The following is an 18,235-nucleotide window of genomic DNA, read 5'->3' as shown; positions in this document are numbered from 1 at the left end:
CCGCCGCTGCTCAGCGTGCTGTTGCCTGCGACATCCAGCGTGGTCGCGGTCAGATCATTGGCGGCATTGACTGCCAGCGTCTTGCCCACGGCGGCCTGCCCGATCACCACATCAGACTGGCCGTCGATAGCTGCATTGCCGGTCACCTTTGCGTCGGCGATGGACAAGGTGCCCACCGCATCTGCCGTGAGATCAGCGCCGCTGCTCAGCTGCTGCACATCCAGCGTGCTGCCGGATGCAAGCGTCATCGCCGCACCGGAGGACAACACGCGCGCAGCCAAGGCTGCACCGGAAGCCACATCCAGCGAGCCCTGCACTGCCAGCGAATCAACCGTGGTGCCACCAACGCTCGACAGCGTGGCGTTGCCGCCGACCGTGCCGATATCCAGCACCAGATTTCCGCCAGCGTTCGCCGACAGATCACCCTGGCCGTTGAAGGTGGTCACGGAAGTATTACCGCCGCTGCTCAGCGTGCTGTTGCCTGCGACATCCAGCGTGGTCGCGGTCAGATCGTTGGCGGCGTTGACTGCCAGCGTCTGGCCTACCACCGCTTCACCCAGCACCACATCAGACCGGCCGTCGATGGCCGCATTGCCGGTCACCTTTGCGTCGGCGATGGACAGTACGCCCACCGCACCTGCCGTGAGATCAGCACCACTGCTCAGCTGCTGCACATCCAGCGTGCTGCCGGACGCCAGCGTCATCGCCGCACCGGAGGACAACACACGTGCGGCCAAGGCTGCGCCGGAGGTCACATCCAGCGAGCCCTGCACTGCCAGCGAATCAACCGTGGTGCTGCCAGCGCTCGACAGCGTTGCGCTGCCACCGACCGTGCCGTTGTCCAGCGCGAGGTTCCCGCCGGCGTTCGCCGACAGATCACCCTGGCCGTTGAAGGTGGTGACCGAAGTATTGCCGCCGCTGCTCAGCGTGCTGTTGCCTGCGACATCCAGCGTGGTCGCGGTCAGATCATTGGCGGCATTGACTGCCAGCGCCTTGCCCACGACGGCCTGCCCGATCACCACATCAGACTGGCCGTCGATGACCGCATTGCCAGTCACCTTTGCGTCAGCGATGGACAAGGTGCCCACCGCATCTGCCGTGAGATCAGCACCGCTGCTCAGCTGCTGCACATCCAGCGTGCTGCCGGACGACAGCGTCATCGCTGCGCCGGAGGACAACACGCGTGCGGCCAAGGCTGTACCGGAAGCCACACCCAGCGAGCCCTGCACTGCCAGCGAATCAACCGTGGTGCTGCCAACGCTCGACAGCGTGGCGTTGCCACCGACCGTGCCGCTGTCCAGCACCAGGTTTCCGCCAGCGTTCGCCGACAGATCACCCTGGCCGTTGAAGCTCGTCACCGAAGTATTACCGCCGCTGCTCAGCGTGCTGTTGCCTGCGACATCCAGCGTGGTCGCGGTCAGATCGTTGGCGGCGTTGACTGCCAGCGCCTTGCCCACGACTGCCTTCCCGATCACCACATCAGACTGGCCGTCGATAGCTGCATTGCCGGTCACCTTTGCGTCGGCGATGGACAAGGCGCCCGCCGCATCTGCCGTGAGATCAGCACCGCTGCTCAGCTGCTGCACATCCAGCGTGCTGCCGGACGCCAGCGTCATCGCCGCACCGGAAGACAACACACGTGCGGCCAAGGCTGCGCCGGAAGTCACATCCAGCGAGCCCTGCACTGCCAGCGAATCAACCGTGGTGCTGCCAGCGCTCGACAGCGTGGCGTTGCCACCGACCGTGCCGTTGTCCAGCGCCAGATTTCCGCCGGCCTTCGCCGACAGATCACCCTGGCCGTTGAAGCTCGTCACCGAAGTATTGCCGCCACTGCTCAGCGTGCTGCTGCCTGCGACATCCAGCGTGGTCGCGGTCAGATCATTGGCGGCGTTGACTGCCAGCGCCTTGCCCACGACGGCCTTCCCGATCACCACATCGGACTGGCCGTCGATAGCTGCATTGCCGGTCACCTTTGCGTCGGCGATGGACAAGGTGCCCACCGCATCTGCCGTGAGATCAGAACCGCTGCTCAGCTGCTGCACATCCAGCGTGCTGCCGGACGCCAGCGTCATCGCCGCACCGGAGGACAACACGCGTGCGGCCAAGGCTGCGCCGGAGGTCACATCCAGCGAGCCCTGCACTGCCAGCGAATCAACCGTGGTGCCACCAACGCTCGACAGCGTGGCGTTGCCGCCGACCGTGCCGTTATCCAGCGCCAGGTTTCCACCGGCCTTCGCCGACAGATCACCCTGGCCGTTGAAGGTGGTCACCGAAGTATTGCCGCCGCTGCTCAGCGTGCTGTTGCCTGCGACATCCAGCGTGGTCGCGGTCAGATCATTGGCGGCATTGAATGCCAGCGTCTTGCCTACCACCGCTTCACCCAGCACCACATCAGACTGGCCGTCGATGACCGCATTGCCAGTCACCTTTGCGTCAGCGATGGACAAGGTGCCCACCGCATCTGCGGTGAGATCAGCGCCGCTGCTCAGCTGCTGCACATCCAGCGTGCTGCCGGACGCCAGCGTCATCGCTGCTCCGGAGGACAACACGCGTGCGGCCAAGGCTGCACCGGAGGTCACATCCAGCGAGCCCTGCACTGCCAACGAATCAACCGTGGTGCTGCCAACGCTCGACAGCGTGGCATTGCCGCCGACCGTGCCGTTGTCCAGCACCAGGTTTCCACCGGCGTTCGCCGACAGATCACCCTGGCCGTTGAAGGTGGTCACCGACGTATTGCCGCCGCTGCTCAGCGTGCTGTTGCCTGCGACATCCAGCGTGGTCGCGGTCAGATCGTTGGCGGCATTGACTGCCAGCGCCTTGCCCACGACGGCCTGCCCGATCACCACATCGGACTGACCGTCGACGGCTGCGCTGCCGGTCACCTTTGCGTCGGCGATGGACAAGGTGCCCACCGCATCTGCCGTGAGATCAGCACCGCTGCTCAGCTGCTGCACATCCAGCGTGCTGCCGGATGCAAGCGTCATCGCCGCACCGGAGGACAACATGCGTGCGGCCAAGGCTGCATCGGAAGTCACATCCAGCGAGCCCTGCACTGCCAACGAATCAACCGTGGTGCTGCCAACGCTCGACAGCGTGGCATTGCCGCCGACGTTGCCCGTCGTTAGATCCAGATTGCCGCCACTGACCAGTTGGGCATTGCCCGTCACCTGGACATCGACCACCTCCAGATCACCCGCCGTGCGTGCATCAAGATCACCACCTGCGACGATGGTGTCCACGTTCGCCGAAGCCGCATCCAACTCAACCGCGCCATCCGCACGGATGGCAGCGACCTGGACGTGCTCGTCCGCTGCCAGCACCACATCACCTTCGGTTGCCTCAAGGTGGCCAACAAGGCCGCCCTTGGGCAGGGCCAGAACCACGTCACCCTGTGCAGCACTTGCGGCAACCAGATTGCCAACGTTGACCGTCAACGCCTGTCCACGCGTACCAATACCTTGCCCTGCCGTCAGGGTGGCCTGGACATTGCTGCCACCGCCGACATTGACGGCCACATCGCCGTTGGACTGGATACGGCCATCGGCGATCAGCGTGAGCGTGCTGCCAACCTGATTGCCACTGACTGCCACGTGGCCCAGTGACATATCGCCCGCAGTGCGAACCGAGACCACCTTGCCTGCACTGAGCTGGCTGCCCGCGCCCATGCTGAAGCCAGCGGCGTCGATGTGCACCTCGCTGCCACTGTGCACCACCGCACCGGCTTCCAGCACCGCGGACTGCAATGCCAGAATCCTGAGGATCTGCTGGATGTCCGCGTCACCAAGCGTCAGCTGCTTGCCTGCATTCAGATCCGCCGAATCCGCCACCAGGCTACCCACCGTCACATCACCCATCGGCGCACTGATCGTGGCCTTCTGGCCTGCGGTGGCTTCCCCGATATCAACGCCGGCATAGCCGGTCACCGCGAGCCCGGCACCTGCGTCCAGCACCTCCGCCGACAGCGCCCCGGCAGTAGTTGCCAACCGCAGCTCGCCACCAGCGGTCAAGGTGCCGATCGGCATCCCGGTCTTGCTGGAAAGGCCAACATCGCCACCTGCGGCGCCGTTGAGCTGACCGCCGGTGATGATCCGCACGGCAAGCATCGCGCCGCTTTCATCCTGGATGTCATCACGGACCACCAGTTGGATATCGCGGCCGGACACTGCCGCCACATCCTTCAGATAGGACAGCAAGCTGCCGCCGGCGACATCCAGCACAACATCCTGATTGGCGTTGACGACACCAATGCGCAGGTTGCCGCTTTGCTGTGCAAGCTTCACATGCTCCCCGGCATCGGCCAGCAGCAGCGTGCCGTTGACCTGCACCCGCAATGGCTGGCCGTCATCACCCATGATGCTGCGCAACGCGCTCAGGCTCAGGTCCTTGCCCACAGAGATCGATGGCCCAGCAACACCCGAAACACCCAGGATGTCCCCATCGCTGCCGATGCGTGCATTGCCACCACCGGAGAAGCGGCTGAAAGCCAGCGTCGAACTGCCGTGCAGATAGGTGTCGGCGCCCACAATCGCGTCCACCTTGCCCCTGGCATCCACCACCACGGGCGCAGTGCTCTTGATCCGCAACGAAACAACCACACCCCCATCGCGAACCTGCTGTGCAGTAAGCACGTTACCGTTGGCGTCGAGCATTTCAACGTCACCCGGCGTCGTAGCCAAGCGCATGGCCAGCGCGGCGTCATCGCTGATGGCTCCGCTGTTCACATCCGCAAGACTGACGGTGTACTCATTGGCCAAGCGGCCCAGGTTGTTCTTGGCCCGCAAGCTAATGTTGCGGCCCACGATTACCGGCTCCGCATTCAGCGCCGAACCTGACGAGGGCTCCAGCGCATTGGCATTGAACACGTATTGCAGTTGATCCCGGGTCCACTGGGAGTCGTTGGTCAGGCTGTCGTACAACGCCCCCTTGCGCGCCGCTACTTGTGCGCTATCGCCCACATTGCCGGCCAGCCTATAGCGGAAGGCATCGTCGAAACCGGAGGCGAAGACCGTTTCCTGTTCCCAGGTGCTACCGAAGGCATCGGCAAACACCACCGTGAGCCGTGCGTAGCGCTCGGCCAGATACGCGGCCACGCCCGCGTCATCCAGACTCTGCTCCCTGGCCGCCTCGGCCATGGAGCGATACAGCGTGATCGCCTTGCTGCCCGCGACAAACTGCCCGCCGGACACACTTCCCAGGCCGAGCAACTGGAAATACTCGGCGTAGCTGGCATCCACCTGGCTCTGGTAGCCGAGCACCGACTGCTCACCGGCACCCTGGTAGAGCTTGAGGTTGTCACGCAGGCTGTTGAGTTGTGCCTCGCTGAGGAAACTCGCCGCCCCGCGCTGGGATGCGCTGAATATCGAACCGTCCCGGGCATCGACCAGCACATCACCGGCGGTGGACTCAATATGCTTCACCCAGAAGTCACCGGCCAGGTCGCCCAGTGCAATATCATCGGCGGCCTTGGCAGTCACCAGGCCACCTTCCATTGCGCCATCACTGCGCAGGAATTCATTTGCCCTGAGCAGCAAGGGCTTGCTCAGTGAGCCGATGCCACCGTACGTGCTGTACAGCGTGATGTCGCCGCCGGTGATCGATGCTGTGCCAGTGTTGACGCCTTCGATGTTGTACTTCGCACGCAGCCACACATTGCCCGCGGCAGTGCCATTGCCGGCACTGATCAGCACCTTGGCAGCCGAATCCACGTCCAGAGCGACGTCGCCGCCTGCCCTGGCGGTAATGCTCCCAGCCTCCACCGTGGTGTCATTGGCATCCTTGTACGCCACCATCTGGATGTCGATCGGGTTGGCCGCATCCCCGGGTTGGGCACCCACAAGGGTGCCAATGGAACGGCCGGCTTCCAACGTCAGTTTGTTGGTGATGATGCGGGCATCGTTGGAAACACTTTCGATGCTGCCGTAGACGCTGGTCAGGGAGGTACTGCCATCGGTGTTCTTCAGTACACCATTGATGCGAATGGTCTGCCCCGAATCAATGTCCAGCACGCCGGCATCATTGGACTTGAAATTGATGGCGATGGCGTTATCGGCCTTGACCGTGTTGGTCACCGTCAGCCGCCCGCTGGTTGGCGCCTTCAAACCCCAGAAAGTACGCCAGGTCTCGCCATCCTTGAACTGATTCTCACCCGGGAAACCGTAGTTGTAGCGGCAGCCCTGCGAGTTCCCCTTCTCGCAACGGTAGTTCACCCCTGTACTAACCTGGTTGTAGAACTGACCGCTGACCTTGGAATCGAACAGATTGCCGTTGCCCATGCCATCGTAATACTCCATGCCCGAGACAGCCCACTGCTGCCCGTCATAGAGCGTCTTGCCATTGGCATCCACCCAACGCCAGTTCTCGGCGCTCATCGCACCACTGTCCGCCCAGTTGATGTCCCGCCGGATGTTGGCTGTCTGTGTCCAACGCCCACGCATACCGCCCTGCGGGTTGTAGGCATCCGTCGTGGTCAGCGGGCTCAGCTCAGTCGACGACCAGCCCGATGCATTAACAGCCCCGACGCGAGCGCTCACATTGCCGTGGGCGTCCCGCTGGTACCACGTCGACACATTCCGCAGGCGGTCACGGATGGTGATCTGGCCCGGCGCTCCGTTGCCGACAAGAATATTGCCCAGCTGCAGCCCCACATCGGCCAGCTTGTTGTCGATCACCACCGAGCCCTTGCCGCTGATGACGTTCAACGAACCTGATGTCGAGGTGCTGACGATCTTGCCGTCCAGCGTGATCGAGCCACCACCATTGGCCCAGATATCCGGGACGATGAACTGACGGTTCAACGAGTCGTACTTCAGGCGAATCTGCTGTGAATCGCCACTGGTGCGACTGACATACTGGACCGGGACGTCGAATATTCCCTTGGTGCCCTGTGCGTCCTTGGCATCAATCCACGCGCGCAGCCCTTGGCTGTCGGACACGATGGCCGAGTAGTCCACCGGCTTGCCGGCCTTCAGTGCCACGTTTACGTCGATGTAGTTGGCGGTGATCTTGATGCCGCTACCAGCATTGATGCCCGGCCCGGTGTTGCCCGCGCCGTTCTGTGCCGTCGCGGTGACATCCCCCGGCTGCTCGTTCAGCACCTCCTTGCCCAGGACCCTTTCATTGACCCTTGGCACGAAGTTGGTGCTTTCATGGCTGTATTTCGACACCTGACCGCCGTCGTAGAACTGCCCCTTCAAGCTCGATTGGGTGCAGTCCTTGTCCCCCACCCGGTAGTTGCAGGCACCATAGACAAAGATGCTGCCGCCGCCGCTGGATTTGCTGGTGTCATAGCCCTTGTACAACAGGTAGTCGGTCAACGTCATGCCCGCTTGCTTGGCGGCCTGGCCATACACGGCGTTGGCGATGAAGCCCGCTGCATCATCCGCATTGGTGATGCCCCAGGCCAGGCTGTGCTGGCGCCACAGCGAACTGGCGATATTGCCGTACCAGGAGCCGGTCCCAAGGTTGTAGCCCACCTCGCCCTTGGGCGCATTGATGGTTACGTTCTCGGCAAGCTGTTCGCCCCAGCCATAGATGCTGCCCTCGGCGTTGTATATGTTGAGCTTGCCGCCGGTCACCGAGATGCGGCCGCCGGTTCCAATCGCCGAGCCCTTGTTGCCAAGGTTGCTGATGTCCACCAGGGCATTGCCCAGCCCCGGATTCTGGCTCAGCCCGATGCCAACGGCCTTGTCACTGTTGCCGGTGAACAGGATGTTGCCACCACTGTAGTCCGGCACCAGGATATCGCCGGCCAACAACAGGTTGTGGTTGCTGTTGTTGACGATGGTGATACGCGGTGCGCCCTTGGCCGTCATCGACCCGGTCCCGCGGATGTTGTTGCCGAACAGGATGATGTCGCCACCGGCGGCGTACAGGTCGCCGATACTCCAGGTCTTGGCTGCCTTGCCCGCCGTTTCGTCGAAACTGTGGATGCCGTCGGCATTCAGCACTGCCTTCAGGGCGTTGCTGTCCCACAGTGAGCTCTCGAACTCAAGCACATCACCACCCGCACCACTCTTGCTCAGCGTGCCATCGGCATTGATGACGATGTCCAGCACGTTGTAGCGCCCGGCAACCACGGTGCCGTCAACCAGGACGTCTCCGGTCGTGGTACCGGAAGACTTGTTGTCACGTACCGTGACCGGAATGAAGCCCAGGTTGTAGCCGGTTGCCGCGCCATCGGCGTTGCGGAATACGTTTTCGCCATAGGAGCCAAGCGAGACAAACGCGCCGCTGAGCAGGCTGCTGCCAGCGGCCAGGCGAGTGCTCGCGCCGCTGTTCAAGGTGGAACGTGCCGACGAATCCGGGATGGCGATCAAGCCACGGCTGTAGCCCAGCGCAACGGCATTGGTTGCCAGCCTGGAGGTCCAGCCATTCATGCCGTCCTGGCCAGCGGACACAAATGCATTGTGCAGCGACTCCAGTGCGGCGCCGCTTTCCACGTTGACCTGCTGGTCCATGTCCAGGGTGACGTCGGCATCGGATTTGCCGACCGCCGCCAGCACACCCCAGGTGTTCACCAGCGCGCTGGCACCAATATCGGTATTGGCATAGGTACCCACATTGAGCATGTAGCTGCTCTGCAGCTTGGCGTTGTTGGCAATGTTGACCTTGTTCTGCAAGGCCGCATTCGTACGGGCCTTGACCACGGCCACATTGATGGCGCCGCCTGTGGTCAGGCCAGCACGGTCATCGGTGTTGGCGCGCGTGGCGGCCACCACATCCAATGCGCCGGTATCACCTTCGCCCGGCTGCTGGCCGGTGCGCAGCAGGGCACCGCTGCCCACATCGATCACACTGGAACCCTTCAGCTCGGTGGTGACCTGCGCCGCACTGCCGGTCAGTACACCACCGCCGGCCGCGCTGACGGCCAGCGCGCTGCCCAGTGTGCTGTTGTAGTTGTTGTCCGTGCGCAGGGTTGTGGATCCCGCGGAAATCAACCGGGCATCCTGCCCGATCTGGATATGCACATCCGAGGCGGCAACGTTGGAGACATTTGCACCGCTCGCGTTGAGTACACCCGCACTGGTGCTGTCCGCACTGCCGCCGTAGCGTGCATCGTGTTCGGCCCGGGCATCCAGGCGGCTGACGTCCATCACCGCGTTCCTGCCGATGAGCAGCGAGGTATCGCTGCGGGAGTCGGTGGATGCAAGCGCTGCATTGCCTGCCAGCAAGCCACCAGTGCCGGCCTTTGCCTTTGCAGTGTTCTCATCCGTACCGCTGGCGCCAAGTACAACATCACCGGCAAACAGCACTGTTGAATCGCCGATGCGCAGGTCCGTGGTGGAACGCGAGGTGGCCTTGGCCTCGACCACACCTGCGGCCAACAGCCCAGCGGCACTGATACCTCTTGCGTCTGCGCTCTGGTGGCTGTTGTTGGTCGCCTTGACCGATACGTCGCCCCCTCGCCCGTAGCCGTTGGTGCCGCCCTGTGCCGTGGCCTCACCATGGACCATGACACCGTCCCGGATCTCGGCATCCACGGCATTGCGGCTGTCTGCGGTGGCAAACGCACCGGCGCCGGCCAGGTACATGCCGCCGGAGCCGGCAAAGGCGCTTGCATCAACCGTACCGTCTTCCACCGCGGCCGATACGTTCAGGCCACCCCGGTTGGCCAGCACACTGCTGTTGCCCACCCAAGCGCCCACCGTCGTGTGCGAGGTCGCATCCGCCACCGCGGCACCCACCGCCAGGCCAACCGCCACTGCCGCACCCTCAGCTTCGGCTGACACATCGGGCCGGGCACTGGCGCTCACAGACACATCGCCGCCGACACCGGACACCTTGCTGCGATCGCCCAACCAGGCATTGGCCCGGGACGAGTCGTCGGCCAGTGCCACCGCCGCGCTGGCACCGGCCAGCACACCGCCGGCTGCACCACTGGCCTTTGCCTGCGCACCACCTGACGAGGCGGCATCGATGATCACATCCGAGAAGCCGCTGACGATGCTGTCGTTGGCCAGCCAGGCCGCAACGTTGGCATCACGCTCTGCCTTGGCAACCACCACACCCGCCGCCGCGGCACCTACGGCCATTCCGGTAGCAAACACGTCAAGTTCGCTGTCATCGGCAGCGCGCACGTCCAGCGCCCCGGCCTGGCCAGTCACCGCGACGTCGCCCTTTACCGAAGCGGTTACGGTCTGTTCCAGATTGGCAATGCCAACTGCCGCGCCCACGCCAACCAGCCCGGCCGCGCCGGCATACACATCCAGCTCGGCCGCCTTGCCACCGGCCCCATCCCCTGCACGCGCCACTACCTCTACCGACGATGCACGGGTTTTTGCCGCCGCCAGGCTGGCCTCGGTGGTGCCATACAGGCCGGTCATGCCGAATGCACCGCCGACCCCCAGGCCACCCACACCCACACCGCCTACCGTGTTGCTGCTGCGCATGCGGCTGTCGGCCGTAATACCGACATCGCGGGCGACGAGGCTGCCACCGCTTACCGTGGCCTGCACCCGGTCTCCCCGACCCTGCAGGCTGCCCAGGTTGACCGAGCCGCGGGCATTCAGTGCCGATGCCCCCTGCGTCCCCAGCGTGCCCTGCAACGCAGCGCTGTTGACCTTCTCACCGCTGCCCAGCTGCTTCAGGCTGCCGAAGGTACCGCCCAGTTCCGAGCCACTGTCGCCAGTGCTGCCGACACCTGCCAGGAGCAGTGACGCCGCACCACCGATGCCGGTGCTCAAGCCTGCGCCACCTGTCATGGTGACCATGTCCACGGCGCGGTCGGAAGCAGCGTTTACCGCCACTTCACCACTGGCCGTGATGTTGCTGTCCAGCACATTGGCGCGAACACTGCTGCCCAGGATGGCGACCGATGCACCCGCTCCCACGCCGCTGCCTGTCACGCCCACGCCCAATGCACCGGAGTACGAAGACAAACGCAGGATTTCATCTGCGACCACCGACGTGTCGGTGGCAGAAACCGTTGCGTTCTGAATGACCGCCTGGGTGTCATTTTCCAGCAGATGCACCTGCGCCATGCCCGCCACGCCCGCACCGCCGGCCAATGCACCGCTGATCGCCACGCCGTTGAAATCCGAGCGGCTGCGTGCAGCGACATCCAGCGTGCGGCTGACCGACACATCCGTGGCCCTGCCCGCCTGCCCCACGCGTGCCTGCGTGCTGCTGCTGCCAACGTTGACCAGTGCGGTACCGGCCACTGCCGCCCCCAGCCCTGCGCTGCCCGCACCACCGACAAGCGAAGCGGCGTTGTCGCTGTTGGCCGTCACATCCAGTGAACCACTCCGGAGGGTGCCCCCCACCACACTGGCCCGGGTGTTGGTGTTGAAGTCGTTCACCACCCCCGTTGCGGCACCGCCGACCAGGCCTGCCGCCGCACCGACGACAATGGCCAGGGCGTTCTGGCTGCCATTGGCCGCAACCGTCGTTGCATCGGCGGCGCTTACGTTGGCGCCATCAATGGAGGCTGCACTGCTGCTGTCGAACAGGTTGGTGGACAACGCGCCCGCACCGGAGAACACGCCCGGGCTGCCGGCAATACCGGCCACATAGCTGGCCGAGGCAACATGGTGGCTGGCGCGGACATCCACGCTCTGCGCATTGTTGGCAAGGCTATCGGACGCTGCCTCCGGATCAGAGGACGCGCTTACGCCATGCTGGTTGATCTTGGCATCCTTGATGGTCGCCACGGTCTGACCTGCAATCTGATTGACCGCAGCCATCACCGCTACCGCGCCACTTGCGATGGGCGTGGTGCCCAGCGCACCACTGAAGCCCAGCGTGCTGACCTGCTGGCGGGTCGCAGCATTCACCGCCACACCATGCACATCGATGGAACCCGTGCGCAGATCAATCTTGTCGAAGTTCATGCCCGCGGTATCGGTACGGCTGCTATGCGTGTTCGCCGCAGTGCGCGCACCGCTGTTGATCCCCTTGAGCGCGTTCCCGTGGCCCAGCGCGGTCACTTCGGTGGTGCTGCCGTAGATGCCCGCTTCGGTGGTGCCATCGACCAGGTTGACTACCGTGCCCAGGCCGATGCCTGCAGCAGAGCCGCCGCCAACGCTGCCGGCGAACACGTCGATGCTCTGTGCCTGTGCGGCCAGCACACCCACATTGTTCTGCGCGACGACATCTGCCCCGCCCTCGATCCGGGCACTGACGGTTCCCTGCATCCGGTTGACCGCAACCGAGGCGGCACCGCCCACCGTGCCGCCACCGCCAAGGCCGGCCGCAATGGTACGGATGCGGTTGCCATTGCCCCCCGCCGCGCCGGACGCATCCGCGCTGACCAGGAGGTTGCGCACATCCAGATCCAGCGCGTTGCCCTTCACCACCGCCGAGGTACTGCCACCGATATCGTTGTAGGCCACTGCGGCACCCACACCGACACTGCCAGCCACTGCTGCGGAGCCGGCCAGCGAATCGATGTTGCGCTCATCACGGGCACGCACCACGACATCGGCGGCGGCGTTGTTCACCACGCTGTCGACCAGGCTGGCGCCGGTCGTGGAGCTGATCAGATTGGTAGTGACGCTGCCCGCCACCGCCGCGCTGCCGGCACCCGCGCCGGAAACCGCAGCGGTGCGGATCAGACTGCGGTTGGCCGCTTCGATCGCAAGACTGCTGGCGTTGTGCAGCGCAGCCTTGTCCACCACGGCCGAGGTGCTGCCAGCAATGCGGTTGACGCTCGTCCCCGCGCCGACGCCGGCCGAGCCACCCACCGCCAATGCGCCGCCCAGTGAGTAGGTCTTGCCCTTTGTGTCGGCACTGACCGTAACGCCGCCGGTAACACCGCCGCCTTGGCCAGTCACGCCGGTGATACGGGCCTCGGTGGTGCTGTCGATGAAATTGCTGGTATTGCTACCCGCAATCGAGGCGGTGCCGGCCAGTGCGCCGGCGATGGCCAGGGTTTTGGTGGTCGCATCGGCAACGGCGGTGACATCGAGCGTGTCTGACACCGCCAGCGCGGTTTTATCCACGCTCGCGCGGGTCGTGTCGCCGATGGTAGCCACGTTGATCGCCGCACCGATGGCGGCCGTGCCACTGCCTGCAACCGCGCCGGCCAGCGTGTAGACCTTTGAACTGTTGCTGGCGTGAACGCCCAGCCCGCCCGCTTCCAGCGTGCCACCCTTCAATGCGGCTTCGGCAGTGTTGGCAATCGTGCTCCAACCCACCGAGCCCTGGATCGCCACGTTGTTGGCGGCGCCGGCAGCCACCGCGCCAGAGAGAATCTTGGCCTTGTTGGCCGCCTGCAGCTTCACATCGCCACTGTCCACATCCAGGTTGGCGCCATCGGCCAAGGCCTGCGTGTTGTTGCCGATATCGTTGATGGTCAGCGCCGCGCCCACGGCGACCTTGGAGCCGAGCGTGGCAGCACCGGCAAACGAGCCGATGAAGGCGTCATCGCTGGCATCCAGTGTGATGTTGCCTGCATTGAGTGTTGCACCGGCCTTGCTTGCCGCACCCACGCCGGGAACGCTGCTGCCCACCAGCACTGCCGTGGTATTGCCGATGGCGTTGTACGACGCGCTGCCTACGCCGGTGAAGTTGCCGGTGCTGCCGCCGATGCCGGCGCTTACCGCCAGAATGTCGGCCTTGTCTGCCGCCGTCAGTGCAATGTCGCCGCCGCTGGTCGCGTTCAGCGTCGCGCCGTTCACCGACACCGCATGCGTGTTCTTGATGGTGTTGTAGGCGAAGGCGACGCCAGCATTGTTGCCGCCCACCTGCACCATGCCTGCAACGGCAATGATCGAACTCTTGCCGGCATTGCGGCCGGCCGCGTCGACCGTGGTGTCTTCCTTGCTGCCCTTGTCGGCATTGGCATCCACCTGGATACCGCCGATGGCGGCGCCGCAGTAATCCATGCCCGCGCCGGATTCACAGCCATCAGTGGTTGAGCGCACATCGTCGATGCTGGCAGTGCCGGCAAACGCTTCCAGATCACCTGCGAAGCTGATGCTGGCGCCGTCATTGATGCTGGCGATGGTGATGTTGGCGACCTGGTTGACGAGGACCGAGCCGGCAACTGCCACCCCATTGTTCTGGGTTGACGCGCCACCGCTGGCTGCGGCGGCGATGATGCGCGATGCATCAGCCGCACGCACACGCACATCATTTACGCCACTGATGACACCGCCGCTGATACCCGCACGCGTATCGTCCTTGATCTCGGCATACGTCACCGCCGCGCCCAGGCCGGCCTTGCCGCCGGCGTAGAGCGCGCCGCCGCCATTGGCGATCTTCGATTCATTGACCGCCTTGACGTCCACATCCGCGGACGCACCAGCCTTGCCTTGAATGGTGGAACCGCGCAGGTTTGCGGCGGTCTCGTTCTTGGACATCGCCACCGTGGCGGAGATCGCACCCGCCGCGGCGGTGGTCTGGTCGCTGGAGGCATTGACGCCCACGCTGATGCCGACGTTGACCTGTTCGCTTTCATTGCGCGCGGTGACCGTTACATCACCGGCATCCTGCACGGTGCTGTTCAGCAGCCCGGCCGTGGTGGAATTCTGGATGTCGCCATAGGCCACGCCACCGGCCAGCGAGGCGCTGCCCTGGCTGTTGTCCGAGCCGGCGGCGGTCACCGACAACGCACCGCTGATGCTGACCAGCAGGGTCTTGTTGACCGCAGCGATATCCAGCTTCACGCCATGGCCACTGGTGTCCTTGATCACCGCACCACTGATATCAGCCTTGGTGTTCTGCCGTGCACGGTTGACTGTGGCGCTGCCAGACACGGACACGCCGAACTTCGGCTGCGGCGTCTGCGCACCCTGCCCGCCCTGGCCACTGCCTGAGCCAAGCACGCCCTTGGCCTTGTCGAAGTACTGGGTGAGCCCGGCGTTGCCATCGCTGTCGGCCTTCTTGGCCATGCCTTCCAGCGCCGTCACCTTGCCCAGTGCGCGCGTCTTGAGCGAATCCAGGAAGCCCGGGTTCTCCGCGTTCTGCTTTTTCGCCAGTGCATCCTGTTGCTGCTTGAGCTTCTCGGAGCTGCTCTTGGTGATTGCACCGGCCGCCGCCACGGCTCCGGACAGGCCCTTGCTGAGCGCGTTGACCGACAACTCCCCGGTGTTGACCTGGCCAGTCACAGCGCTGGTGCCAGTCTTGAAATCTGCAGGCACATCACCGATGAAGGCGCGCGTGTCGGTATCCATCTGCTGATAGGCGACGCTGGCGCCTACCGAGATGCTGTCACTCATCGTCACCGCACCGGCCACCGACCAGACGAACATGTCCTCGTCAGCGGAAATGCCAATCTTGTCTGCGGTCAGCGTGGCGCGCTTGCTCACGCCAGCCAACGTATGGCTGTTCAGATCCAGTGCCGACGCGGTGCCGTTGACGCCGATGCTGCCGCCCTGGCCGGACTGCAGTGCCAGCGAGATGAGCTTCTCCTGGTTGGTCGCGCCAATGGCAATCGAACCGGCACCGGCGTTGATCTGCACACCATCGTTGACGATGGCAGCGGCGGTGTTGTCGTAATCCATGTAGCCGACACTGCCGCCGAGGGCAGTACCGCCATCGCCGACATTGGCGGTCTTGAGGTTCTTCAGCGCCAGGTCGCCCGCCGCGTGCAGCGCGGTGATCGCAGTAGTGGCACCGATATCAACGGCGGCGGCGAAGGTGCGCGTCCGTGCCTTGCCGGCATGGTCCTCGCCCTCCAGTGCCACGCTCCACGGCGTGCCGCTGGTGTCACGGGTCTTGAGCGACGCACCGCTGGCCACATCGGAGCGGGCGCTGTTGGTGGCCTTGAAATAGCTCACCGCGCCACCGATGGCCACTTCCTCGGCCGAGCCCTTGGCGGCGGAATAGGACGTGAACAGGTCTGACGGATCGGTGATCAGATCCTTCGCCTTGCTCAACGAATCCTTGAATTTGTCGAAGCTGTCGAAGTTGGGCACCGCGCCGGTAAGCGCGCTGAAATCACGCGGCAGGCGTACGTCCGATGCCAGGCCAATGTGGTCGGCCTCCAGCACGGCGCCCTGGCCCACCAGGGTCTGCGCATCGTGTTCGAGGTTGGCGATGCTGACCGCACCGGACAGCGCGAACGCCGAACCATCGGCACTCTTGCCCTTGGCCAGCACGTTGCTGATGGCATGGTTGCCAATCTGCGCATCGACCACCTGGCTGTCGACGACGATGTCACCGGCGCTGGTGATACGGGTACCGGCACCGATCGTTGCCTTGGCTGTGTGATCACCGTCGACAAAGCTGATGGAACCGCCCAGTCGGAAGGGCGAAGCCTTCGGCGGCGTGGTCGGCGTGGTACCGCCCCCTGTTCCACCCCCGGCATCGTCGCCGGTGAGCTTGGCCAGCGCGCCGGCAAAGCCGGCACCCACCAGTGATTGCGCCATGTTCATCAGGCCGTCGCCACCACTGCTGATCGCCTCCACCTGCTCCTGGCCCGGCAGCGGCGGCGTCTTGGGTTTGGCCACCAGGCTCGCGGTCTTGTTCAAGGCGGTGATGCTGGCCGCCTGCACGGTCACATCGCCGCTGCGCCCACCCGTTGCATGGGTGGTGACGTCGCGGTCCAGGCGCGCTTCGGCGGCAATGTCCTGCAGGCTGATCGCGCCGGCCAGGCCAACCTTGCCCTGGTTGTCGGCACGCGCGGTGGCGGAGGTCTCGATCGACGAGGTGTTTACGGCAGAAACATCGACGCTGCCGGCAGTCAACGTGTTGCCAGCTTCGATCACCGCACGCGTATCCACGTTCACGTTGCTGATGGCCGCGGTGAACGCGGCCGTGGTGTTGTTCACCGCAAACGATTCGGCCGCCAGCTTCAGCGCCGTGTCCGCGTCGGCCTTGACCGACAGGTCACCACCGGCCTTGACCGTGGCGCTGGAGCGGATGATGGCTTCGCTGGTAGCGTCGATCTGCGCGTACGCCGCACCGAGGCTGAGCAGGTGCTTCTTCGGCACGGGATTGCCGTTGCCGTCCTTGACCGGATTGCCCTGCGCATCCTCGACGTACTCGCCCTTTTCGTAAGCCTGGCCCGCCGCCGAGTTGTCGATGCTCTGGCGGGTGCTCGCATGCAGGGTGATGTCGTTACCCGCATCCAGCGTTGCCGCGCCCTTTACCTCGACCCGTGCGGTCGTGGCCGCCTTCAGGAAGGACACCTGCTCGCCCAGCACCTTGTCCACACCCAGGTTCACCAGCGCATCGCCCAGATCACCCAGCGTGGACATGTCGGTGAGGCTGCCGGTGAGGTCGGCCTTCAGTTCGTCGAACGCTGCCGCGTCCTTGTCATAACCCGAATCCACCACCGCCTTGGCGGTCAGCTCGATGTCATCGGCCTTCAACTGGCCACCGTCCACGACGACGGTGGCTTCGGCATCACGCACACCCAGCCCCGTGTCGGAAATGGCCGCCGCGCGCAGCTGGATCTTGCCGCCATCAGCGACCAGCGCCAACGGCGCACCGGCACCGCCGGTATTGACGGCGGTTTCGTCCACGCGCTGCAGGCTGGAATTGGCATCGCGCCCGTTCTGCGGTGCCACGGCCACCAGGATGGTGCCGGTGACATCAATCGCCCGCGCCTGCACCCGCACGCCGTTGCTGGCGTTGATGTGTCCTGCAATGCTCACTTCGCCGGTGCGGCTGAGTTGTTCCGGCTTCAGCGTGCCGTACATCAGGCCATCCAGGCCTTCACCGGCGGCAAGAATGTCATCCATCACCGCGCGCGTGGGCGTGGCCACCGACAGCGAGCCCACATTGACCACACCACCGGCGCCGACCAGCAGGCCATGCGGATCGACGAAGAACACACGGCCGCCAACGGCACCGCTGCCCTCCAGCAAGCCGTTCAACGTGCCGTTGATGTAGGCCTTTGAATCGCTCACCAGATTGACCAGGTTGTGTACCTGGTTGCCACCCTTGGTCGGCAGGATCAGATCAACGGTCTGCCCAGCCTCGATACCGAATTCCTTGAACGAGTTGAACGCCACCTGGTTGCCCGGCTGGCGGCCCTTGACCGTCGTGGTGGCGATTTTCCAGCGATCCTGCGCGGTCAATGACACCGTGGTGTCGGTCTTGCCATCGGTGGTGATGGAGCTGCCCGCATCCCCCGCCCATACCGTCAGCGGCAGTGCGATGCCAAGTACTGAACCGATCGCAGCAGCCAAACCAGCGGGACGAGGATGCGCCTCCGTGCGCGTCGCAGTCGTGGCGGCCAAAGGGTGTTTGCGGGTGGCGGTGAGGCGTTTCATGGCAGGCTCCGGGCAGCATTGATGGCGCGGCTGCAACACTCCGGTATGCGGACGCGCGGCTGCAGGCGCCGCCG

General features: G+C 64.6%; 1 protein-coding gene. It reads right to left on the bottom strand.

The features are described 5' to 3' along the window. Positions 1 to 18,161, bottom strand: an 18,161-nt coding sequence (locus ACVOLO_RS03245; RefSeq protein ID WP_481568838.1) for a leukotoxin LktA family filamentous adhesin, incomplete at its 3' end; no start/stop codon positions are given. Positions 18,162 to 18,235: the final 74 nt, after the last annotated feature.

It is taken from the genome of Stenotrophomonas sp. STEN056 (assembly GCF_056759635.1).
Note: the sequence above shows the minus strand (reverse complement) of the source record. Positions and strands in the feature narration are given on the sequence as shown.